Raw genomic sequence first — 25015 nt, 5'->3', positions numbered from 1 at the left:
CTAGATTTATTATTTCTGATTAGTAAGTTTAGTTTAAATAAAATTATTTTCAGATAAAATAATTCTTAATGTTCTTCGCAATACTTCAGCAGCACCCCATAATAATTGATCTCCAACAGTAAATGCATTTAAAAAATTTTTACCTATTGACATCTTACGTAACCGACCTACAGGAATTGACATAGTTCCTGAAATTTTAGCGGGAGTAAGTTCTTTAGCAGTTATATCAGGCTCATTTGGAATTACTTTAACCCAATCATTATGGGTTGAAATAATCTCCTCAATTTCATCTAACGGAACATTTTGTTTCAATTTAATAGTTAAAGCTTGAGCATGACAACGCATAGAACCTATTCGAACACAAGTACCATCTATCTTTATAGGAGACATTTGTAAATCTAAAATTTTGTTGGTTTCTCTAGCTATCTTCCATTCTTCTTTACTTTGTCCATTGTTACAATTCATTCCAATCCAAGGAATCAATGAAACTGCAAGCGGAACATGAAATTCTTTAGTAGGAAATGAAGATGAACGAATAATCTCTAAAATTTTTTTATCAACATCTAAAATTGAATTCGTTAGATTAATATCCTCTGAAGTAATCTGATCAGTCACTGCAATCATTTGTAAAAGTAGTTCTTTCATATTCTTAGCTCCTGCTCCAGATGCAGCTTGGTAAGTCATGCAACTTATCCAGTCAATCATCCTTTTTTCATATAAACCACCTAATGCCATTAACATTAAACTAACTGTGCAGTTAGCACCTACAAATGTCTTAATACCAGAATAAATACCTTGCTGAATTTGAATTAAATTAATTGGATCTAAGACAATGATTGAATTTTTATCCATACGTAGAGTAGATGCAGCATCAATCCAATATCCTTTCCAACCGGACTGACGAAGTACTTTATATACTTTCTCTGTATAATCATTACCTTGACAAGTAACAATGCTATCTAGCTTTTTTAAGCTATCAAAATCAAATGCATCTTTTACTGAGCCAAACTGTTTATAAAAACTAGAAGGAGAGATAGTAATTTTTGATGTACTATAAAGTATAGGCTCAATAAAATGGAAATCTCCTTCTTCTTTCATGCGCTGCATCAATACTGATCCAACCATTCCACGCCATCCTATTAAACCTACTTTCATTTTTTACGTTCCATTAGTATATTTCTAGTTTTTTTAGTAAAAATAAAAATCATAGTTAGTAATCTAAAATCCTATAAATATAACTGCATCATCCTTTAATATTTCTCCTCATTTAATAATCTACTAAATAGATATAAAAAGTTAGTAAATTTAGCATTATCAAATATCCAGATTGTATTAATAATTTCGCTTATCAGTTTAATAGCAATTTAGACAAATAACCATCATTAGTATAAAAGTTATCAATTTCTCAATTAACTTAATATTATCAAACCTAAAGGATTCCTACATCATTAGGATTGTTTAATGAAACAAGAAACTACTACACCCTATCTAATATTGATATTCTACTATTTTGATCTAATTTCCTTAAATTTCTCAAAACTATTTTAAGCTTATCTTCCATCGGTGCATTAATTTCTAACCACTGTTTAGTTTTTGGATGAATAAAAAGAATTCTAGAAGCATGAAGAAACAAACGATCCAAACCAATTGTATTTATGTAAGAATTAAAAGATAGTGAACCATACTTACTGTCGAAAGCAATTGGATGTCCAACATATTGGCTGTGAACACGAATTTGATGAGTTCTTCCAGTGATTGGAGTTGCTTGTATTAAAGTAGCTTTGGAAAACTGCTCTATAATTTTAAAATGAGTCTTGGATGGTTTACCTTGAATATCAACATGAACAACTCCATTACCTTTATTTTTTAACAATGGTGCATTTACTATCTTGCAGTTAGTATCCCATTTCCCCATCATTAATGCAGAATAAAATTTCTTAACGGTTTTTTGTCTAAATTGTTCTTGTAAACTACGTAAAGCAGAACGTTTTTTAGCAATTAATAAAATACCAGAAGTATCTCTATCAATACGATGAACTAATTCTAAAAAAGAAAGATTAAGATATAATGCTCTTAGTGATTCTATAATACCAAAACTCAGTCCACTACCGCCATGAACAGCTGTTCCTGAAGGCTTATTAAGAACCATAATGTGATCATCTTCTAAAAGAAGATGAGATTTTAATTTTTTAATCTTATTTAAGTTACTAATTGTAAACTTCGAATTTTGTTTTTCACTCCTAATAGGAGGAATACGTATTAAATCATTTATCTGTAATTTATATTTAGGTTTAATTCTTTTTTTATTAACACGAACTTCTCCTTTCCTAATAATTCTATAAATTGTGCTTTTTGGAATTTTTTTAAAATAATTACACAAAAAATTATCTATACGTTGACTAATTCTATTATTATCAATTTTAATAAATTGAACTTTCATTTTCTGTATTCACCTGTAGATTTTATTTGTATAATTATCTTTACAAAATAGGAAATAAAATATAGTATCGGCCTGCCTTTCAAGTGTACCATTGTATTGTACTGCTAGTTTCTATTTATAATAGGGTAGATTCCTATTGCTTTAAAACACTGCTATGATCGGTGGTTAAATCTGATTAAAAATTGATAGTTTATAAAAATAGCAAATAATAAAACATTTAGTGTTGTGGTCTCAAGAATAACGTAAAATATAATCAAACTTAGTCATCTTGCTTAATTCGTAGTCATCATAATATATTTATATTGACTTTTCCTAAACTAATTTGAAAAACAAGCACTGTCGTTTGAAGTATAAATTTTTTCATATTTATGGCATCTCTTCTAAATAGAGGAATTCCAATATTGTAAAGATAATAAACGAGTAAAAGCATTAAATATAAAAAAAGATAATGAGATTTTTAAATGAAAAGAATGTTAATCAACGCAACTCAAAAAGAAGAATTACGCGTTGCACTGGTTGATGGCCAACGACTATTTGATTTAGATATTGAAAGTCCAGGTTATGAATCTAAAAAAGCAAATATATATAAAGGACGCATTACCAGAGTTGAACCTAGCTTAGAAGCTGCTTTTGTAGATTATGGTTTAGAGAGACAAGGCTTCCTTCCACTAAAAGAGATTGCTCGTGAATATTTTCCAGATGATTATATTTATCGTGGTAAGCCAAGTATTAAAGAGATTCTTTCTGAAAACCAAAAAATTATTGTACAGATAGAAAAAGAAGAACGCGGTAATAAAGGAGCTGCTTTAACCACATTTATTTCTCTAGCAGGCAGTTATTTAGTTTTAATGCCAAATAATCCCCGTGCTGGTGGAATTTCAAGAAGAATAGAAGGAAATGAACGTACTCAACTTAAAACAGCCCTCAATACGCTTAACCTGCCAAAAGGAATGGGATTAATCGTACGTACTGCAGGTGTAGGGAAAAGTGTGGAAGAACTTGAATTAGATCTAAATATTCTACTAAATCACTGGGGATCAATCAAACAATCTTTTTGTTCAAATCCTACTCCATTTTTAGTTCACCAAGAAAGTAATGTAATAGTTCGAGCTATTCGAGATTATTTACGTCACGATATCAGTGAAATTTTAATTGATAGTAATACTGTCTATAAACGTGCTTTAGAATATATTCGACTGGTCCGACCTGATTTTGTTAATCGAATAAAAAAATATAAAGGTGAAATTCCTTTATTTAGCTACTATCAAATCGAAAGTCAAATTGAATCAGCATTCCAACATGAAGTTCAACTACCTTCTGGGGGATCAATTATTATTGATACAACAGAAGCACTGACTGCTATTGATATTAATTCAGCTCGCTCAACTAAAGGAAACGATATTGAAGAAACAGCATTAAATACCAATTTAGAAGCTGTAGGAGAAATTGCAAGGCAATTACGTTTACGTGATTTAGGGGGGTTACTTGTAATTGATTTTATTGATATGATGCTTTTGCGCAACCAACGTGCGATAGAATATCATTTACGTGATGCTGTTCGCCTAGATCGTGCTCGTGTTCAGGTTGGTAGAATTTCTCGTTTTGGTTTACTAGAAATGTCTCGTCAACGTCTAAGCTCTTCATTAGCTGAGGCAAGTCATCATGTTTGCCCACGTTGTACAGGTACTGGAGTTATTCGTGATAATGAATCTTTAGCACTATCTGTTCTTAGATTAATTGAAGAAGAAGCTATGAAGAGAAATACTGAAGAAGTGTTGACTATTGTTCCAATACCTATAGCATCTTATCTTTTAAATGAAAAACGCTCCTCAATAAATTATATCGAAAAAAATCAAAAAGTTAAAATTATAGCAATACCTAATTCAAATATGGAAACCCCTAATTTTAAAGTTATTCGTTTACGTGATGGAGAAACATGTGATCTTCCATCATACTTAGTTCCGAAAAAACTTGACATATTCAAGCATGCTGAGATACAGGAACCCAATGTTGAAAACACTATCCAATCAAATTTTATTTTACCAATCAAAACAATAAAAAAATCTGAAAAAGAATCATCTAAAAATAAAAAAAATGGAATGAATATAATATATCGGATTTTTTTACTATTTAACAATGTATTATTTTCTAATACTAAAAAAAATCAATCTAAAAGCAAAACAAAAGAACAACGTTATCGTAATAAACAGGAAGATAAAAAACATCAATTAGTAACACGTGATAAACAAGGAATATCTAATAAAGAAAAAAAACAAACAAATCGAAAATTTAAACAGGAGCATCGCAATAATTGTTATCATGATGGTAATAAAACCTCTGTATTTACAGAAAAGAAACCAAGGAGGACTCTAGAATCTAATCTCAACCATATAAAATCTCAAGCAGAAAGAAAGATGACTTCAGAAAAAGAACATCGTAAGAACTTAAGTAAAAAAAATACAGAAAAAAACAAACAGAAACAATATCAAACAAACTTATTTGCTAAAGAGAGATGCCTATATTTTGGTGGAGTCTCATCACCAGAAATAGCTATGGGAAAAATAATGTTGTGTTATAAAATATATTTTAATCAAACTAATAAAAATCAATATAAAAGAACAATTAAATCTAAAAAATTAAATAACACATCTAGTACAAATCAAAATTTTTTCAGAGAGCAGAAAGAAATTAAAAGAACTATTAGCAATAGTTCTTCTTCTATACCTTCTCAATCTAAAGGTGCAGGAGGCCATACAGCTAGCAATCAATCTTATTCTCCAGTTACTAAACCTGATAAATGAGAAAAATGCCCGATAATTTCAAGGACAGTTTAGATCTAAACTGTCCTTGAAATTTAGTATTGTATTTAAAATATGAATCTTATAGTAGTATATTAAAGCTCTAGAGCTATTATTCCTGATAAAATATTAACCAATTAATTTTTTTTCGACAAAATTCCAGTTGACTAAAGCCCAAAAAGCATTCATATAATCTAAACGAACATTTCTATAATCAATATAGTAAGCATGCTCCCACAAATCTACAGTTAAAATCGGAGTGGTCTCCTTTTCTTTTAATGGAGTTAAGGCATTAGACGTATTAATAATCTTTAAAGAACCATCTGTTTTGCTCACTAACCAAGTCCATGATGAGCCAAAATTATTAATAGCGGATTCAGTAAATTCCTGTTTAAATTTTTTAAAAGAACCAAAAGTAGTAACGATAGAATTCGCTAAAAAACCTGTCGGTTGTCCTCCTGCTTTTGGTGCTAGACAGTGCCAATAAAATGTATGATTCCAAATTTGAGCTGCATTATTAAAAACACTACCAGAAGAATTTTGTATTATTTCTTCCAAAGTTTTATTCTCAAATTCAGTACCAGAAATAAGAGCGTTGAGTTTAGTTACATAAGTATTATGATGTTTTCCATGATGAAAATCTAACGTTTCAGATGAAATATATGGTTCCAAAGATTTTTTTTCATAAGGAAGATCCGGTAATTTAAATACCATAGTTTAATTCTCCAGTGTACTTTGTTATTATATTTCGAAATAGTATGTTTAGTATTTGAATTTCTTTGATTATAATGTATTTTTTTTCTATATTAAAACAATTACTAAATTATATATGAACCTGTTTAAAGGAATTAATTAATAACAAGAGAAAATAATGGAAACTATCGAAAAAATCAAACAACAAATTTCAACAAATTCAATACTTCTCTACATGAAAGGCTCTCCGGAATTTCCAGCATGTGGTTTTTCTTCTAAGGCATCTGAAATATTGATAGCATGTGGAGGAAAATTTTCACATGTAAACGTTCTTCAAAATCCAGATATCCGTTCTTTGCTTCCTTCTTACGCAAAATGGCCTACTTTCCCACAATTATGGATTCAAGGTAAATTAATCGGAGGTTATGATATCATGTTAGAAATGTTTCAAAAAGGTGAACTCCAAAAACTTATCCAAAAAAACAATAAATGAAAAACTCTGAACTGAAGATTTTCTAAATATTATTTTTTCATAACTTGGAATTAGATGGTAACAGAAAATTCTATTGAATACAAAGAAATAACAACTACTATTTATTATTAATAGATATGCATTTTTAATCTGAAAAGTTATTAAACTGGATAATTTTTAGAAGGTCTTGTTCAGTTTTAATTTGTATCCCTAATTTTCTAGCCTTGATCAATTTATTAGAACTAGGTGATTGACCAACAAATAATATATCAGTTTTCTTAGAAATAGTATGTTTTACAAGCATTCCATGTTTTTCTAAAGCATATATTATTTTTTTACGAGAGCAATTATAAAAAAAACCAGTAATTACAACAAGTTGCTTGTTTATTTTTTTTAATTTTAACTTATTATCTGTTTGCAATTCCACTTCTGGCCAGGTTACACCTAATTTAATTAACTCTTTTATAACCTGTTGATTTTCGTTTTGTGCAAAAAAAACTACAATAGAACTCGCAATTGCAGAACCGATACCAGGAACCTTTAGCAACATTTCATTCGATGCTACTTGAATTTTTTCTAAAGTAAAGAAATTTTTGACTAAAATTCTAGCAGTTCCTTCCCCTACTTTTCTAATACCTAATGCATATATGAAACGGATTAAAGAGGTCTTTTTTGATTTTTCTATCGCTGTTATTATATTTATCGCAGACTTTTCTCCCATGTTATCTAAACTAGTAATTATTTCCTTTGAAAGTTTAAATAAATCAGCTGGATTTTTAATTATTTCTTTATTAACAAGTTTTGCAATTAGGGTACCACCAAGACCATAAATATTCATTGCTTTTCTAGATACAAAATGTTTCAACAATTCCTCACGCTGAGCATAACATGCTAATCCAGCAGTACAACAAATAGCTCCACCCTCTAAGTGTTCAAGTTTTGAGTCACAAATTGGACAAAATACAGGAAATTCAATATCTTTCTCTTTGTTTGTACGACATTCAAATACAACAGAAACAATCTGAGGGATAACATCCCCTGCTCGTCGTATCACCACTGTATCTCCTATTTTTATTTTCAATCGAATTATTTCATTAATATTATGCAGCGTTGCACTTTTTATCATCACACCACCAACAAATACAGGCTCTAATTTAGCAATTGGTGTAATGGTACCAATTCGACTAACCTTAAATTCAATATCGATTAATAATGTTACCTTTTCCTGTGCTGGAAATTTATAAGCAATTGCCCAACGTGGCGAACGAGCAATATTCCCTAATTTCTCTTGTAACTTAATATTATCAATTTTAATAACAATACCATCAATTTCATAAGATAGATTTTTCCGACGATATAAAATATCTTGATAGTAAGCTTTTACCGAAACTAAAGAATTTATCAGACGTACTTCAGAACAGATAGGCAATCCCCATTCCTTAAGTTGAAAAAAACGTTGATAGTGACTATTTGATAATCTTCTACCTTCGATAACTCCAACACCATAAACATAAAAACTAAGTGGACGATTAGCTGTTATTCTAGAATCTAACTGACGTAGACTACCTGATGCTGCATTACGTGCATTTATAAAAATCTTTTTACCTTGTTGAACAGCATCTTCATTTAGCTTTTTAAAGCCTGATTTTTTCATAAAAACTTCACCACGAACTTCTAATCTATAGGGCCAATTATTGCCATTAAGTCTTAAAGGAATTTCAGAAATAGTTCGGACATTTTCAGTGATATTTTCACCAACTTTCCCGTTCCCTCTTGTTGAACCTTGAATTAAGATCCCATCTTTATATAATAAACTTACTGCTAATCCATCTATTTTTGGTTCACAACAATAATTTTCTACACTAAGAAATTTATCACGAAAACGATTATTGAACCTATTAAGTCCTTGTTCATTAAAAACATTTTCTAAAGATAACATCTCTATTTCATGTATTGTTTTATTAAATTTATTTAATTCTGGAGAACCAACTCTTTGACTAGGAGAATCTATAGTGATTAAGTTAGGATTTTTTTTTTCAATATTTAAAAGCTCTTGCATTAAAAAATCATACTCAGCATCCGAAATTTCAGGAGAATCTTTTAAGTGATAACATAAGGAATGATGGTGTAAGGCTTTTTTTAATCGAATTAATTTAGATTTTATTGATTGAGACATAAATTACTCTAAGTTTAAAATAACTTCTCTAAACAAAAATAAATACTAGAAATAATTACTATTTAGCTTGCATTGTAATTTTGAAATCTTGAATTTGCTTTCTATAAGCTAGCAAACGGTCTGGAGTCATTAAGTTGCGTGAATCATCTAATACGTTACCCCCTAAGTCATCAGCAACTTGCTGAGCAGTTTTTAGCATGAGTTTAAAATTTTGATGTGCTTCCCAAAAACAAGGCAAAGTCATAAAAAAAGAAAGTCCAGGAGTCTTAAAAGTATTGAAGTCAACGTTCTTAAATGTTCCTGGTTTTATCATGTTAGCAACACTAAACAATGACTTACTATTCTTAGATAAATCGGAATAACGATGGAAAATATCCATATCACCATACAAGAGACCATTCCTTTCTATGCTTGCAAATAGTGTTCTACCAATGAAAGGTTTATCACCAAGAGAGTGAACATTTATAATAATTACCTCAACATCAGATTCTGAGGTATCTTGAACAGATGGAGTATTAAGAATATCTGAAAAAGGAGTATTTTGAATAGTTTCTACAGATGGACTTAACTCCAACGATTTTGAAGCATTAGGTTTTTTTACTTTAGATTTATGATTAGTATTATGTACTTGTGATAAAACTGTTCCTTTCCCTTTCTTTTTAGTTGTATTACTCAAATTGATGATTGACCGATTATAAAATCTAATACGAGTCCCTTTTTTCGTTGAAAAACCATGCACTAATAAACCAATTATAGCTAGTGCGCCAACAACAATAAGTACTAATCGCAATTCGTGCATTTCCTTCTTCCATATATTTTTTGCTTTATGAAATTGATTCAAAAGCAATTTCTAACTTTTATAGTATAGGTAAAAAACAATATATGAAATAGAAAATTATAATTACAACGCTACAAAATTGGAAATCAGATATCGCTAATCTATCAACTCTTGCTCTACCTATCTTTAAATAAAGTTCTAAATATTTTCTCAATCAAGCAAATTTAATTACAACTAATTTTTATTGCTAAATAGTATGCTAAGTATATACATATCTTTCATATCTGATTTAATGATTATCAAATTATTTATAGTAATAAACAATGCATAAGAGTTATGACTATACAAAACTATATTATATAATCAACTTCACTTTTGATTAAAAACTGAAATTTCTTGAAAAAATGGTTATTATCTTTATGAAAATTTGAAATACCAAAGTAAAAGAAACCTATAGTTAATAGATTACTTCTAAAAGAAATTAACAAGTTTAAGTGTTTTTTTACCTTCTGTGACGTAGCATCGGCATTAATTTTTTTACAATTTTAAATAAACATGATAAATCATTATAGGCTTACAATAGTACTAAATATTACTACTTTCGAAACCTAAAACAAATAGTAGTTTTAATTATAAAATATGCTACTCTTCCGCCAAGTAAGAAGGAACTAGCTTATTTAAGAGAGCTAAATTTAAAATCAATCGGGGTATATAATAATGTATGAGAAACAAGTAGAAATCACTGCCGAAAACGGTTTTCACACTCGTCCTGCTGCGCAATTTGTTAAAGAAGCTAAATCATTTGATGCAAATATTACTGTAACTTCTAATGGAAGAAGTGCTAGTGCTAAAAGCCTATTTAAACTACAAACTCTTGGATTAGTAAAAGGAACTGAATTAACTATTGCAGCAGAAGGACCACAAGCTCAGCAAGCTGTAGAGCATTTAGCCAATCTAGTAAACAAGCTACACTAGACTTTTTTTCAATGTATATAAAACTCATTTCTAATAAAGGTATTTTAGCTATGCTAAATAAAAATAGAAAAAATGTATATACCTCGTAGTTAGTATTTTACATTCTCTACCGTCTATACAATTAACCAATTTAAGGTAACGCTATGATTTCAGGCATCCTAGCATCTCCAGGTATTGCTTTCGGTAAGGCATTACTCCTCAAAGAAGATGATATTTCCCTTAATACACGCTCTATCTCAAACGATCAAATTAAAGTTGAAATTCAACGCTTTTTTGACGGACGTAATAAATCTTCATCACAATTAAAAGCGATCAAGCAAAAAGCACTTGAAACATTTGGTGGAGAAAAAGAAGCAATCTTTGAAGGTCATATCATGCTTCTTGAAGATGAAGAATTAGAACAAGAGATTCTGATACTTATTGAACAAGATAAAATGCATGCTGATAATGCTATTCACACCGTTTTTGAAAAACAAGCATCTACACTCGAATCTTTAAAAGATACATATTTACAGGAACGTGCGATAGACATTCGCGATATAAAAAAACGTTTTATAAAAAATGTTCAAGGTAGCGATATTATATCTTTATGTGACATCAAAGAAGAGGTTATTTTAGTAGCACATGATCTTACTCCCTCTGAAACAGCACAAATCAATTTAAATTACGTCATAGGATTTATCTGTGATATTGGTGGTTCTACTTCACACACTTCAATTATGGCTCGTTCTCTAGAACTTCCAGCTATTGTTGGCACTAATAATATTACAGAACAAGTCAAGACTGGTGATATACTAATACTTGATGCTATAAATAATAAAATTATTATAAACCCATCTGAAAGTGAACTTTATGAAGCAAAAACAATCAAAAATATATTTATAGAAAAACAAGAAAAATTAACAAAATTAAAAACTCTTCCAGCCAAAACTTTAGATAATCATAGAATAAAAATATGTGGCAATATAGGAAGTCCTAAGGAATGTGATAATATAGTTGATAATGGAGCTGAAGGTATTGGCTTATATCGTACTGAGTTTTTATTTATGGACCGTAATTCTTTTCCAACTGAAGAGGAGCAATATATAGCATACAAGCAAGTTGCAAAATTAATGAATGGAAAATCAGTAGTTATCCGAACTATGGATATTGGTGGTGATAAAGATTTAGCGTACATGGATTTACCAAAAGAAATGAATCCATTTCTAGGACTACGTGCTATACGAATTAGTTTAAATCATCGTAATATTTTACGTGATCAATTACGTGCCATTCTACGCGCCTCCATATATGGGAAATTACGAATTATGTTTCCTATGATTATCTCTGTTGAAGAAATTCGTGAGCTTAAAAAAGCAATTGAAGAGTATAAAGTAGAGCTTTGCAGTGAAAAGTATAGATTTGATAGAAAAATTGAAATTGGTATAATGATTGAAACTCCAGCTGCTGTAGCTATTTCATCGCACCTAGCAAAGGAAGTTGATTTTTTTTCTATTGGAACAAATGATTTAACTCAATATACATTGGCTGTTGATCGAGGAAATGAGTCAGTATCGCATTTATACGATCCATTATCACCAGCAGTACTAACTATGATCAAACAAGTGATTGATGCTTCTCATTCTGAAGGTAAATGGACTGGTATGTGTGGTGAACTGGCAGGAAATGAACAAGCAACACCACTATTACTAGGTATGGGATTGAATGAGTTCTCAATGAGTGCAACTTCTATCCCAAGAGTAAAAAATGTTATCCGAAATTTAAAATTTAAAGAAATGAAGACAATGGCAAAGGATATCCTTTCTTTCTCAACATCTAATGAGATTAAAACTTATACGGAACAATTTATATCTAAAAAACTCAGATAAATCTACTAATATTAAATCATAAGAAATATGCTAGGGGAAAAAATAAACATTGGGAGGAACATGACATAATGAGTTTTTTAAACAAGATAAAAAACCTGGTATCAGATAGTAGTGAACATGTTAATTTTACTGAAATAATTGCACCTCTATCTGGCAATCTTGTAAATATAGAAGATGTACCAGATGTTGTTTTTGCTGAAAAAGTTGTTGGTGACGGCATTGCTATTAAACCTATTAATGAAGAAATGACATCTCCAGTTGACGGTATTATTGGTAAAATCTTCGAGACAAATCATGCTTTTTCTATTAAATCTAACAATGGTATTGAGCTATTTGTTCACTTTGGAATTGATACAGTTGAATTAAAAGGTAAAGGCTTTAAACGTATAGCACGAGAAGGACAATTGGTAAAAGCGGGGGAAACAATTATTGAATTCGATTTGCCATTTCTAGAAAAACAAGCTAAGTCTACTTTAACTCCAGTCGTTATTTCTAATATGGATAAAATCAAAAAATTGCATAAATTTTCTGGTCCTGTAATTGTCGGTGAAACTTCAATATTACATGTAATATGTAAATAATATTTTATTAACATGAAACACGTTAAAAAGCTAGTGGAGCACTGTTTTAGATTGTAGTTACGTATGTTCTACTAGCTTTTTAAGACTATGAATTCATATCGTTTATAGACCTAAAGCATACCTTAGTGCCCGTTTCTTAATAATTTTTGAACTATCAATAAACTTAATCATAGCATTTCTCGCAATTTTTAATGGTAAAATATCATTGCCAAACCCTTGATAAAGTAATTCTAAACCATTTTGCATTAGTAAATTATCAAATCGTCGTTGCTCCTCATATTGTGAAAACAAAACTTCATCTATTTTAACTTTATCACTTATTTTTAATAAAGAAGAAACATCTTTGAAACCCATATTAACTCCTTGACCAGCTAAAGGATGAATTGTATGAGCTGCATCACCAACCAATACACACCTTTTATTTAAGTATTTCCGAGCATGGGACCTTAATAAAGAGAAAAACCCTTTTTCCAATACTTGGATCTTTCCAAGATTTTTAGGGAAATGTTCCATAATTTCAAGACATAATTGCTTTGAATTCATAGAAAACAGTTCTTTAATACGATTTGGTGAATCATACCAAACCAATGAGGCATGGTTCCCACATAGTGGCAAAAATGAGCGAGGACCGCTAGAAGTAAAATACTGCCAAGTAATATCTTGCTGAGATAATTCAGTCTTTACATTAATACAAAGACAATATTGTCGATAATCCCAAGCAATAATTCTAATATTAGCTAATTTTCTAACTAAAGAATGGCTACCATCAGCACCAATAACCCATTTAGCTATAAGTTTTTTTCCGGATTCTAAAAATACTCTATTATTAGAGCTATTGAATTCTATGTGTTTAAGCTTGTCAGGGCAAGAAATCACTAAATTTTCATATTTAGAAAATTGTTCTAACAAACCTAATTGAATTATTCGATTCTCTATAATATAACCGAGCTGGGATAAACCCATAATTTGACTATCAAAGCAAAGTCGATTCTCTGAAAACTCCCAGGTTTCTAATCGACGATAAGGACATACTCTCATATCCATAATTGTATCCCAAGCACCAATTTGCTTTAATAATTGTACTGATGCCTGAGAAATAGCAGAAACTCGAAGGTCCATCGGTTGATTAGCTATAAATTTATCTAATTGATAATGTTCAACTATCATAACCTGGCGACCTTGCTTGGCAAAACCTAATGCAACAGCAGTACCAATCATACCACTGCCAATTACAATTATATCATAATGAGTCATTTTCAATTCAGAACTTTTGCTATAATAAGTTTTTAATTTTAATTATACCACTTAATTATTTAGAACATAACAATCAACATATCACACGAAACAATTTAGAGTTATCAAAAAATTTATTTTTTATAACTTTATACATATTATGCTTATAATAAATTGAAATTAAAATGGGAATAAAATGAACAAAAAACTTCTAGTTAAAACCTGGGGCTGTCAAATGAATGAATACGATTCATCAAAAATTATTGATCTACTTAATGTCAGCAACAATTATGAATTAACTGAAAGACCAGATGAAGCAGATGTATTACTACTAAACACTTGTTCTATCAGAGAAAAAGCACAGGAAAAGCTTTTTCACCAACTTGGACGTTGGAAAAAACTAAAAAACAATAAACAAGGTCTAATTATAGGTGTTGGTGGATGTGTTGCTACGCAGGAAGGAGAGAATATTCGAAAACGTTCACCATTCGTTGATATCATTTTCGGTCCACAAACATTACATCGGCTTCCTAAAATGATTGAAGAATCTATGAATAATAAAATACCTATCATAGATATTTCATTTCCCAAGATTGAGAAATTTGATAGTTTACCTGCTCCTCGTACAAAAAATGCCACAGCCTTCGTATCTATTATTGAAGGATGTTCAAAATATTGCAGTTATTGCATAGTGCCATATACTCGTGGTGAAGAAGTGAGTCGTCCAATAGATAATATAATCTTTGAAATTAATCAATTATCAGAACAAGGGGTACGTGAAATAAATTTATTGGGACAAAATGTTAATGCCTATAGAGGATTAACTCATAGCGGTAAGATTTGTTCATTTGCAGAACTTTTACGTTTAGTAGCTTCAATTCGAGGAATAGAACGTATTCGTTTTACTACAAGCCATCCAATAGAATTCACTGATGATATTATTGCTGTTTATGAAGACACACCTAAAATTGCCAGTTTTTTACACTTACCAGTACAAAGTGGTAGTGATAAAATATTAACTATGATGAAACGCTCACACACTGTTATTGAATATAAATCTATTATTAGAAAACTGCGTGAAGTTCGCCCAAATATACAGATCAGCTCTGATTTTATTGTTGGATTTCCTGGAGAATCAGATAAAGATTTCGAAGATACGATGAAACTTATAAAAGATATCAATTTTGATATGAGTTTCAGTTTTATTTTCTCACCTCGTCCTGGAACACCTGCGTCGACTTATCCGTGTGATATCCCTGAACAAGTTAAAAAAAATCGATTATATAAACTACAAAAAACAATTAATAATCAAGCAATTAACTACTCTAATCGTATGCTTAATACTAAACAACGAGTACTAGTGGAAGGTTTATCTAAAAAATCTTCTGACTATTTATATGCTCGAACAGAAAATAATCGCGTTGTGACCTTTAAAGGTTCTTTAGATTTGATTGGTCAATTTATTGATGTGAAAATTACAGATATATTATCACATTCTCTTCAGGGTAAACTCATTAACCAATGATGTTTTGGTTAATGAGTAGTTGTAATCAATAAATTATTTATTGATAAATAATTTAAAACAATTAGAACACCAGTATAAATTTCTTGAAATGAAAGTGAAAACAAGCAATGACAATCAAACTCGATCTACAATTAGCTGTTAAAAACAATAATGGACTTCCTTCTAAACGCACTATTTATCTATGGTTAACAGCTTTGATAATAAAACCTTATAGCGAAATCACCATTCGCATTGTAGACTCAAAAGAAATCCAAAATTTAAATTATCAATATAGAGGGAAAAAAACATTAACTAATGTACTCTCGTTTCCTTTTGTAGCTCCTCTCAATATAAAATCAAACCTATTAGGTGATGTAGTAATTTGTAGACAAGTAGTCGAACAAGAAGCCATTCAACAAAATAAACCTTTAATGGCTCACTGGGCTCATATGATTATACATGGAAGCCTGCATTTATTAGGTTATAATCACATCAAGGATAATGAAGCTAAAAAAATGGAATTTCTAGAAACAACTATTATAAAAAAAATAGGCTTTGCAGACCCGTACCTCTAATAATACAAAGTAAGGGAATAAATTTATATTAAACATAATGCTTTAAATAAGAGTATTTAAACTTTAGAGAGAATAATGAACGAAGATAACTCATCCTTTTCCACTGAAAAAAAGAAATTAAAATTTACTAATTGGAATAGGGAATCTTTCTTTAAAATCCTAAATATTTTTCAAGGTAAATCTGAAGATCTTTCAAAGTTAGTAGATACAATTCGTGATTCAGAAAAAAATAATATAATTGATCATGACACGCGTGATATGTTAGAAGGTGTTATTCAAATTTCAGAAATGCGAGTACGGGATATTATGATCCCGAGATCACAAATGGTTACTATAGATAAAAACAATGATTTAGATACACTAATAGCATTAATTACTAATGCGCAACATTCTAGATATCCAATAATTAGTGAAGATAAAGATCATGTTGAGGGTATACTATTAGCTAAAGACTTACTTAAATATTTAGGTTCAAATAGTCCTAATTTTAATATAGAGCAAGTCATACGTCTTGCTGTGGTAGTTCCAGAAAGCAAACGTGTTGATCGCTTACTTAAAGAATTTCGTAAAGAACGATATCATATGGCTATTGTTGTAGATGAATTTGGTGGAGTTTCAGGTTTAGTTACAATTGAAGACATCCTTGAAGAAATTGTTGGTGAAATTGAAGATGAATTTGACAATGAAGAAGGAGTAAAAATCAAAAAATTAAGCAAGCGAACATTTTCTGTAAAAGCATTAACTACTATTGATGAATTTAATAATATGTTCAGCACCCATTTCAGTGATGATGAAGTCGATACAATAGGTGGTATAGTAATGACAGCATTAGGGCATTTACCATCCCGTGGAGAAGTGATAATAATTGATAATTATAGCTTTAAAATTACATCAGCCAATAACAGACGTGTGATACAACTACAAGTTACTATTCCTGAAAAAGAACCATCAATAAAATTATCTAAAACAACTCCTTAAATTATAAAATAAAACATGACCTCAAACCTAACTACTTTGCTAGTGAAAACTATTTCAGCTGCTTTTGTTGGAATGGTAGTAACTTTATCTTTTTCTCCATACAAAAATTGGCCTCTTGCTATTATTAGCCCTTTATTTCTATTTTTACTTCTAAATAAATGTTCTGAAAAATTAGCACTATTAATTGGTTATGCATGGGGTATAGGAGAATTTTCAACAAGCATAAGCTGGATACATTCTAGCATTTACAATTTTAGTGACATGAATAAATTTACTAGTCTTTTTTTAGTAATATTACTAATTGCTTATCTCTCTACTTATTCTGCTTTCTTTTCTTGGACATTAAATAAGTTTTTTTCAAAAAATAATAAGATACGTTTTTTTTTAGCGATACCTTCACTTTGGTTAATTTTTGATTGGTTACAGGGTTGGATAATGACTGGTTTTCCTTGGCTGTGGCTAGGATATAGTCAAATTGAATCTCCACTAGCTAACTTTGCTCCTTTAGGAGGAGTAGAATTTATAACATTTATAGTTATTCTTTGCTCTTCATCCATAGCATTTTCTATTATACAAAAAGTTTGGATAACCTTACTAATCCCAATTGTAGCTATGATGACTGGATGTATTCTAAATAACATAGATTGGGTAACAGTAAATCCTAATAACGTAACTAAAATTGCTCTCATTCAAGGCAATATAGATCAAACTACTAAATGGTTGCCCAATCAACGATGGCCAACAATTATTCAATACACTGATTTAACTCAAAAAAATTGGGATTCAGATATAATTATTTGGCCAGAAGCTGCAATTCCAGCTTTTGAAGATGAAATTCCTTTATTCCTTCAATACCTAGATCTATCTGCAAAAACTCATAATAGTTCAATTATCACTGGTATACTAAGTCGAAGTGAAGATAAGATTAAGCATTATAATAGCATATTGGTAATTGGAAATGAAAAACCAGAAAAATATGATCGTAATTCAAATCAACGTTATAATAAATATCACTTACTTCCTTTCGGTGAATTTATTCCATTTAGAAATATTTTAAAACCATTTGGAGCAATTTTAAATTTACCTATGTCCTCTTTTAGCCAAGGTAATTTTATTCAAAAGAACATAAATATTAATGGCACATATATGGCTCCAGCACTTTGCTATGAAATTATTTTTAATGAAAGACTAAGAAAAAATATCACAAATGATACAGACTTTATTCTTACCCTTTCAAATGATACTTGGTTTGGAGACTCAATAGGGCCATTTCAACATATGAATATTGCTCGAATGCGAGCTAAAGAACTAGGAAAACCCTTAATTCGCGCCACCAATAACGGAATCACAGCAATAACTGATCATAATGGTAATATTATAAAAAAAATTGCTCAATTTAAAACAGCAGTGCTTAAAACAGAATTAACTTCAACGTACGGAAAAACACCTTATACGTTTATAGGTTCTTGGCCTTTATATATATTAGTATTTCTAAGTTTATTTGTTAGTTTCTTTAAACAATATGCTCCTAATCTAAAGCAAATAGCTCATTTCAAGTAATATTCAGATCTAATAGACTTGTTTCTTTTGAAAGTAAAATATAGTATTACTATATTACCTAACTTTAGATGTTCTGAGTAAAAAACTCTATCCTATTCCATACTAATAAATTCCAAACAGATCGGATTCTACTAAATGCAAGAGCAATATAATCCACATCATATTGAAGAAAAAGTTCAAAAACACTGGGAAAATAATAAAACCTTTGTAGCTAAAGAAGATTTAAATAAAGAAAAATTTTACTGTCTATCAATGTTTCCTTACCCAAGCGGTAACCTTCATATGGGACATGTACGCAACTATACTATTGGTGATGTAATATCTCGTTTCCAACGATTGCAAGGAAAAAATGTAATGCAGCCAATTGGTTGGGATGCTTTTGGTTTACCAGCAGAAAATTCGGCAATTAAAAATAATATAGCACCTTCTAAATGGACTTATAAAAATATTCAATACATGAGAAAACAACTTAAACGTTTAGGATTTAGTTACGATTGGAATCGAGAATTTTCAACATGTACACCTGAGTATTATCAATGGGAACAAAAATTTTTTGTTATGCTGTATAAACAAAATTTAGTCTATAAAAAAACTGCATTAGTAAACTGGTGTCCAAATGATCAGACTGTTCTAGCAAATGAACAAGCAGAACAAGGACTATGTTGGCGTTGTGATACTCCTATTAAACAAAAAAAAATCCCTCAATGGTTTATCAAAATTAGCACATATGCAGAAGAAATCCTCAATAGTTTAGAATATCTTGACGGTTGGCCTGAAATGGTAAGATCTATGCAACGTAACTGGATTGGTCGTTCTGAAGGAACCGAACTTTTTTTTCCAATAAAAAACAAAAAAACGATACTAAAAATATTTACCAAACGCCTTGACACTATCATGGGGGTAACCTATATCGCTATCTCTACGGAACATCCATTAGCTGAAAAAATATCAAAAACTGACTGTAATTTATCTAAATTTATTAAAAAACTGTTTAATACTAGTACATTAGCTGAAGCTAAATTAGCAAAAATGGAAAAAAAAGGAATGTTCACTAACTTAAAAGCTATTCATCCATTAAATGGTCGTGAAATACCTATTTATGTAACTAATTTTGTTTTCATGAACTATGGAACAGGTGCAATAATGGCAGTACCAGCTCATAATCAATGTGATTATGAATTCGCGATTAAATATGGATTAGCGATCACTCCAGTAATTAGACCAGAAAATGGAAAAAAAACATATACTCGTAAGAGACCGTACACAAAAAAAGGCATCTTATTTAATTCAGGCGAATTCAATGGCCTTACTTCCTTCGAAGCATCTAATGCAATTTTAGAAAAACTTAAACTAGAAGGTAAAGGAAAACAAACTGTATACTTCCGATTGCGTGACTGGAATGTTTCTCGTCAACGTTACTGGGGAGCTCCTATTCCGATGTTAACTACAGAAGATGGTAAAATTCATTCAGTATCTACTGAAGATCTACCAGTGATTCTTCCTGAAGAAGTAATAATGAAAAATATAAACACTTCATATAATAAAGATTCTAACTGGGCTAAAACAACTTTAAAAGGTCAATCTGCAATACGTGAAACTGACACTTTTGATACTTTTATGGAATCATCTTGGTACTATGCCCGTCATTGTTCTCCAAAAGCCAATGATATTATTGAATCAGATAAAGCAAACTATTGGTTACCAGTAGACCAATATATTGGTGGGATAGAGCATTCCTGTATGCATTTACTGTATGCTCGTTTCTTTCATAAATTGCTACGTGATAATGGCTACGTAACATCTGATGAGCCATTTAAACGACTGTTATGTCAAGGCATGGTTTTATCTGATGCATTTTTTTACAAAAATGATAAAGGTAATAAGGAATGGGTTAAACCTTCTGAACTTACAATAAAACGTGATAACAAAGGAGTTATTAGACAAATTATTGATAAAAAAGGCAGAAAAATTGAACATTCAGGCATGATTAAAATGTCAAAATCTAAAAAAAATGGTGTAGATCCAAAACAAATGGTAGATAAATACGGTGCTGATACTGTTCGTTTATTTATAATGTTTGCTTCTCCAGCTGAAATGACACTCGAGTGGCGCGAATCTGGTGTTGAAGGAGCTAATCGCTTCCTTAATCGCATGTGGAAATTAGTACGAGAACATATAAAAAGAGGCCCTATTGAAATAGGAAAAGTTGCTAAACTCTCTAGTAATCAAAAAAAAACACGCCGCGCTATACATAGGACTATTATTAAAGTTAATGATGATATTGAACGAAGACAGACATTTAATACTGCTATTGCAGCAATTATGAAGCTAGCGAACCAACTAAGTAGATCTCCTAAAGATAATATGCAAGATCGTATTATTCTTGATGAAGGTCTAAAAGCAATTGTGCTTATGCTATATCCAATCACTCCACATATTTCTTATGAATTATGGAATAAACTAGATAACTCTGATATAGATTTAGCCAAATGGCCAAAAGTTGATGAAAAAGCATTAATAGAAGATGATACGATCACTATCGTAGCTCAAGTAAATGGGAAATTACGTGCAAATCTAATCGTCTCCGCTAATTCGAGTAAAGAACAAGTAGAGCAGTTAATTTTAAATCATAAAAACATTGTTAAGTTTATTAATACTAAGAGTATCAATAAACTAATTTATATTCCAAATAAACTTATAAATATCGTAACAGACTAACATACTTATCTATATGATCTTTATCAGCATATACAATTACAATGTAAAAAATCACTATCAAAACAGAGCATAATTAAATTCTAATAAAAGAAGTTAGCATACGATGTATTCCGTTGTATTAAAAATAATTTGTATTGTTTTAACTACAAATATAATTTCTGCTTGTGGTTTCCATTTCCGTAATAATGAACTATCTTCAGAAACATTCAATAAAATATCTTTAATAAGTTATAATCAAGACAGTACATTTACTCGTGCACTAAAAGAACAATTACGTATAAACAAAATTCTTATTGTTCCAGAAGAAACTAATATACCTAGTTTACATATACTTAGTGGAACAATAAATAATCAAAACTTATCTCTATATCAAAATATGCATATTGCAGAGATGGAACTAACTTTTTTAACCAAGTACAATATTACAATTCCTGGATTAACATCTAAAACTTTGTCTACAAGAGTAACTCGTAGCTATCTAGATAATTCTTTTATACCATTAGCTAACTTAGTAAAAAAAAACATGATTAAAAACGAAATATATCAATTAACTGCAATTCAAATTATACGTCAAATAGCTAGTTTAAAAGCTAATATTAATGCAAATAAAAAAAAGGGATTACCAACCTATAATGAGAGTTGAAGCAAATAAATTACAACAATGCTTAAATAAACAACTTTACTCTATCTATTTATTACTTGGTAATGAACCATTATTGATTGAAGAATCTCGAAAAGCAATTCATCAAAAAGCAAAAAAAGTTGGTTTTAATGAATTTCAATATTTTAAGATCGAACGTCAACTAGATTGGAATCAAGTGTTTAATTATTGTCAATCATTTAGTCTTTTATCAAATAAACGTATTATTGAACTAGAAATTTGCGAAAAAAAAGAAGAGATTAATAGAGAAGTAAATACCTTAATTAAAATGATGAATAATGATATTCTATTAATTATACACAGAAAAATACTGTCTAAACTGAAAGAAAACCAGCAATGCTTGAATCCACTTACATCTAAATGTTGTTTTATACATTGCTTTACGCCTGATATTCATCAATTCCCTCAATTTATTCAAGCTAGATGCAAAGTACTCGGTTTAAAAGTAGATAACCAAACTATAAAAATGCTAGCTCAATGGTATGAAGGTAATCTATTTGCGCTTTCTCAAAGCTTAGAAAAGCTTATGTTAATTTACCCAGACTGTAAAATCAACGAAACTCGATTAAAAGAATCGCTTAGTCATTGCAACCATTTTTCTTCTTTTCATTGGATTGATGCCTTGCTTTTAGCAAAACCGAATCGAGCTCAACGCATTCTTCGACAATTAAAAAATGAAGGTATAGAAGCAATCGTTCTTATTAGAATTATTCAAAAAGAGCTATTAAAATTATTACAAATGAAATATGAGCTTAACAACTCAACTTTAATGCAAGTTTTTGATAAACATAAAATATGGCGTTCTAAACACCATGTTTATATTTCTGCACTGTCAAGACTTTCCTTTAGTATTCTCAAAATGCAGATAAAATTGCTTATACAATGTGAAATGGCAACTAAAACTACAGTTCAACACTATTTATCTCCTTGGTCTATATTACAGGAACTTAGTGTAAAACTGTCCATATATAAGTGAATATACATATAAAAAATAATTGGAATTAGACTACATCTACTATATCTTGATTATTGTTCAAGTAATAAAAAAATCTGCTGAAAGCAGATTGTAAACCACTGATATCTGTTATTTTCATCGAGATTCATATGTTACGTAAACGCACGACAATTCGTGACTATCAAATAGAACTACAATATTTTAAAAAATCTTCCATAGTATCTTTTATTGTTATTCTACTATTAACATGTTTATTATTATTGAACCTATATGATATTCAGATCAATCAATATCAAGATTATCAAACCCGATCTAATGATAATAGAATTAAAATTGTACCTATTTCACCTAATAGGGGGTTAATTTTTGATAGAAATGGTAATTTACTTGCAGAAAATCGTCCTGTGTTTCAACTAGAAATTGTACCAGGAAAAGTTAAAGATATAGATTATACGATTGCAAAACAACAACAAATTTTCCCTCAAATCACTTCTGAACATATTAAAGCATTTAAAAAAGAACAGCGACAAAATCAAAATCTAAGATTCAAATCAATACCATTATTAACTCAATTAACACCAGAACAAGTTGCTAAATTTTCTGTTAATCAACATAAATACCCTGGAGTTTCAGTAAATGCTAGTCTTAAACGTTACTACCCATACGGAGAAGGAGTAACCCATATAATAGGTTATATATCAAGAATTAATGAAGAAGATATGAAAAAACTTATTCGTGAAGGGAAAAATACCAATTATCAAGCAACAAGAAATATTGGTAAAGTTGGAATTGAACGGTATTATGAAGAAATTCTTCATGGAACTTCAGGTTACCAAAAAGTAGAAGTTAATAGTCAAGGAAATGTTATTCGAATTTTAAAACATGTCCCAGCAATCCCAGGTAAAAATATTATTCTAAACCTAGATATTGAACTTCAGCTATATATATATAGATTATTTAATGGAAGGAAAGGTGCTGCTATTGTACTAAATCCTAGTGATAATAGTATACTTGCCATGGTTTCAAGTCCAAGTTATAATCCAAACTTATTCGTACATGGTATATCCAATAAAATATACAGTTCTCTTATTGATAATAAAAATAGGCCATTGGTAAATCGTGCAACTCTTAGTATATATCCACCAGCTTCTACAATAAAACCATTCATATCAATTGCAGCACTAGAGGAAGGGATTATTACGCCAACTACAACTAGAAATGATCCAGGGTACTGGAACATTCCAAATTCTAATGCTAAACCATTTAGAGATTGGTTACGTTTTGGACATGGTGAAGTAAATATTTCTAAGGCAATTGAAGAATCAGTAGATACTTTCTTTTATCAAATTGCTTATACTATGGGTATTGATAAAATTTCAAAATGGATGATGATGTTTGGTTTTGGAAAATATACTGGCATCGATATTTATGAAGAAAGTAAAGCGAACATGCCAACTCGAGCATGGAAAATGGATCGCTACAACGCCCCATGGTATCAAGGTGATACTATTCCAGTTGGAATTGGACAAGGCTACTGGACTGCTACTCCAATACAAATTTCTAAGGCTACTTCAATATTAGTTAATCATGGCAAAGTAATGGCTCCGCATTTACTACGGACAATAATTGATAGTGACCATAATTCTAATTTAACCAAAATTTCTAAAATCAAAACCTATCCATCAATCAAAGGTATACCTAAACAATATTGGAATATTGCAGCTGATGGGATGAAACTTGTAAACCACGGAAAAAAAGGAACAGCTAGAAAGGCATTCAAAAATACAAAATATTTAAGTGCTGGAAAATCTGGTACTGCACAAGTATTTACTCTTTCTGAAAATGAAGAATATAAAGCTGAAGATTTAGAAGAACATTTACGTGATCATGCTTTATTTACTGGTTTTGCACCTTTTAAAAAACCTAAATTTATTGTTACTGTAGTCTTAGAAAATGCTGGAGGTGGTTCTAGTCATGCCGGCCCATTTGTTAGAAAAATATTTGATCGTGCTATTTTAGGAAAAGAAAAAGATCTTAAAGACTAATAATA

At 30.1% G+C, this 25015-nt stretch carries 18 protein-coding genes and 1 pseudogene; 13 read left to right on the top strand and 6 right to left on the bottom strand.

Translation table 11 applies throughout. The features are described from left to right. Positions 1–33: 33 nt before the first annotated feature. Complete coding sequence (gene asd, locus CF66_RS00205; protein WP_034411060.1) at positions 34–1155, bottom strand: aspartate-semialdehyde dehydrogenase; 1122 nt, start codon at positions 1153–1155, stop codon at positions 34–36. A gap of 322 nt (positions 1156–1477) precedes the next feature. Beyond that, positions 1478–2440 carry a 23S rRNA pseudouridine(955/2504/2580) synthase RluC gene (rluC, locus tag CF66_RS00200; protein ID WP_034411057.1) on the bottom strand — a complete coding sequence of 321 codons (963 nt, stop codon included), beginning with the start codon at positions 2438–2440 and terminating at the stop codon, positions 1478–1480. Between the two features lie 461 nt (positions 2441–2901). On the opposite strand from rluC, the gene rne reads away from it, so the two are divergent. Continuing rightward, positions 2902–5241: a ribonuclease E gene (gene rne / locus CF66_RS00195; RefSeq protein WP_052541644.1), complete on the top strand. Its 2340-nt coding sequence runs from the start codon at positions 2902–2904 to the stop codon at positions 5239–5241. A 126-nt stretch (positions 5242–5367) separates the two neighbouring features. On the opposite strand, the gene CF66_RS00190 is transcribed toward rne, so the two are convergent. Continuing rightward, entirely contained in the window at positions 5368–5952 is a 585-nt protein-coding gene (locus tag CF66_RS00190; protein WP_016504027.1) for a Fe-Mn family superoxide dismutase, read from the bottom strand. Between the two features lie 157 nt (positions 5953–6109). On the opposite strand from CF66_RS00190, the gene grxD reads away from it, so the two are divergent. Next, a complete protein-coding gene (gene grxD / locus CF66_RS00185) occupies positions 6110–6424 on the top strand; it encodes a Grx4 family monothiol glutaredoxin (RefSeq protein ID WP_016504026.1) in 315 nt (104 codons plus the stop codon). 124 nt (positions 6425–6548) lie between these two features. Here the strand turns inward: grxD and ligA are convergent, their stop codons facing one another. Together ligA and zipA are read right to left on the bottom strand one after the other, a co-directional pair. Further along, complete coding sequence (ligA, locus tag CF66_RS00180; protein WP_016504025.1) at positions 6549–8579, bottom strand: NAD-dependent DNA ligase LigA; 2031 nt, start codon at positions 8577–8579, stop codon at positions 6549–6551. A 58-nt stretch (positions 8580–8637) separates the two neighbouring features. Further along, positions 8638–9378 carry a cell division protein ZipA gene (gene zipA / locus CF66_RS00175; protein WP_034411116.1) on the bottom strand — a complete coding sequence of 247 codons (741 nt, stop codon included), beginning with the start codon at positions 9376–9378 and terminating at the stop codon, positions 8638–8640. A 696-nt stretch (positions 9379–10074) separates the two neighbouring features. Between zipA and CF66_RS00170 the strand changes: the two genes are divergently transcribed. The 3 genes from CF66_RS00170 to crr all read left to right on the top strand — a co-directional run bounded on the left by CF66_RS00170 (position 10075) and on the right by crr (position 12781). Continuing rightward, on the top strand, positions 10075–10332 hold the full coding sequence (locus CF66_RS00170; protein ID WP_016504023.1) for an HPr family phosphocarrier protein: 258 nt from the start codon (positions 10075–10077) through the stop codon (positions 10330–10332). Between the two features lie 143 nt (positions 10333–10475). Then, a complete protein-coding gene (gene ptsI, locus CF66_RS00165; protein ID WP_016504022.1) occupies positions 10476–12200 on the top strand; it encodes a phosphoenolpyruvate-protein phosphotransferase PtsI in 1725 nt (574 codons plus the stop codon). 68 nt (positions 12201–12268) lie between these two features. Continuing rightward, entirely contained in the window at positions 12269–12781 is a 513-nt protein-coding gene (gene crr, locus CF66_RS00160) for a PTS glucose transporter subunit IIA (protein ID WP_016504021.1), read from the top strand. Positions 12782–12883: 102 nt separating this feature from the next. Here crr and CF66_RS00155 read toward each other — a convergent pair whose 3' ends face one another. Then, positions 12884–14035: an FAD-dependent monooxygenase gene (locus CF66_RS00155; RefSeq protein WP_016504020.1), complete on the bottom strand. Its 1152-nt coding sequence runs from the start codon at positions 14033–14035 to the stop codon at positions 12884–12886. Positions 14036–14210: 175 nt separating this feature from the next. Between CF66_RS00155 and miaB the strand changes: the two are divergent. From miaB to mrdA, 8 genes and pseudogenes are all read left to right on the top strand, one after another. Next, positions 14211–15530 (top strand): annotated as a pseudogene (gene miaB / locus CF66_RS00150) (tRNA (N6-isopentenyl adenosine(37)-C2)-methylthiotransferase MiaB); the annotation flags it as partial. A gap of 116 nt (positions 15531–15646) precedes the next feature. Then, the gene (ybeY, locus tag CF66_RS00145) at positions 15647–16093 is read left to right on the top strand and encodes an rRNA maturation RNase YbeY (protein ID WP_034411053.1); all 447 of its coding nucleotides are present in this window, start codon (positions 15647–15649) and stop codon (positions 16091–16093) included. Between the two features lie 75 nt (positions 16094–16168). Continuing rightward, the gene (gene corC / locus CF66_RS00140; protein WP_034411051.1) at positions 16169–17071 is read left to right on the top strand and encodes a CNNM family magnesium/cobalt transport protein CorC; all 903 of its coding nucleotides are present in this window, start codon (positions 16169–16171) and stop codon (positions 17069–17071) included. Positions 17072–17086: 15 nt separating this feature from the next. Next, positions 17087–18631, top strand: coding sequence for an apolipoprotein N-acyltransferase (gene lnt, locus CF66_RS00135; RefSeq protein WP_016504016.1), 1545 nt, complete (start codon positions 17087–17089; stop codon positions 18629–18631). 135 nt (positions 18632–18766) lie between these two features. Further along, the gene (gene leuS, locus CF66_RS00130; RefSeq protein ID WP_034411049.1) at positions 18767–21349 is read left to right on the top strand and encodes a leucine--tRNA ligase; all 2583 of its coding nucleotides are present in this window, start codon (positions 18767–18769) and stop codon (positions 21347–21349) included. Positions 21350–21452: 103 nt separating this feature from the next. Then, positions 21453–21992 carry an LPS-assembly lipoprotein LptE gene (locus tag CF66_RS00125; protein WP_052541642.1) on the top strand — a complete coding sequence of 180 codons (540 nt, stop codon included), beginning with the start codon at positions 21453–21455 and terminating at the stop codon, positions 21990–21992. Beyond that, a complete protein-coding gene (holA, locus tag CF66_RS00120) occupies positions 21982–22986 on the top strand; it encodes a DNA polymerase III subunit delta (RefSeq protein WP_034411109.1) in 1005 nt (334 codons plus the stop codon). The genes CF66_RS00125 and holA overlap by 11 nt, the downstream gene beginning before the upstream one ends. Positions 22987–23114: 128 nt before the next feature. Then, positions 23115–25010: a penicillin-binding protein 2 gene (mrdA, locus tag CF66_RS00115; protein WP_016504012.1), complete on the top strand. Its 1896-nt coding sequence runs from the start codon at positions 23115–23117 to the stop codon at positions 25008–25010. The last annotated feature ends 5 nt before the right edge of the window (positions 25011–25015 follow it).

The organism is Candidatus Photodesmus anomalopis, from assembly GCF_000731785.2.
GTDB classification, from domain to species: Bacteria; Pseudomonadota; Gammaproteobacteria; order Enterobacterales; family Vibrionaceae; genus Vibrio; species Vibrio anomalopis.
The sequence above is the reverse complement of the archived record's forward strand: the minus strand, read 5'-3'. Positions and strand labels throughout refer to the sequence as shown.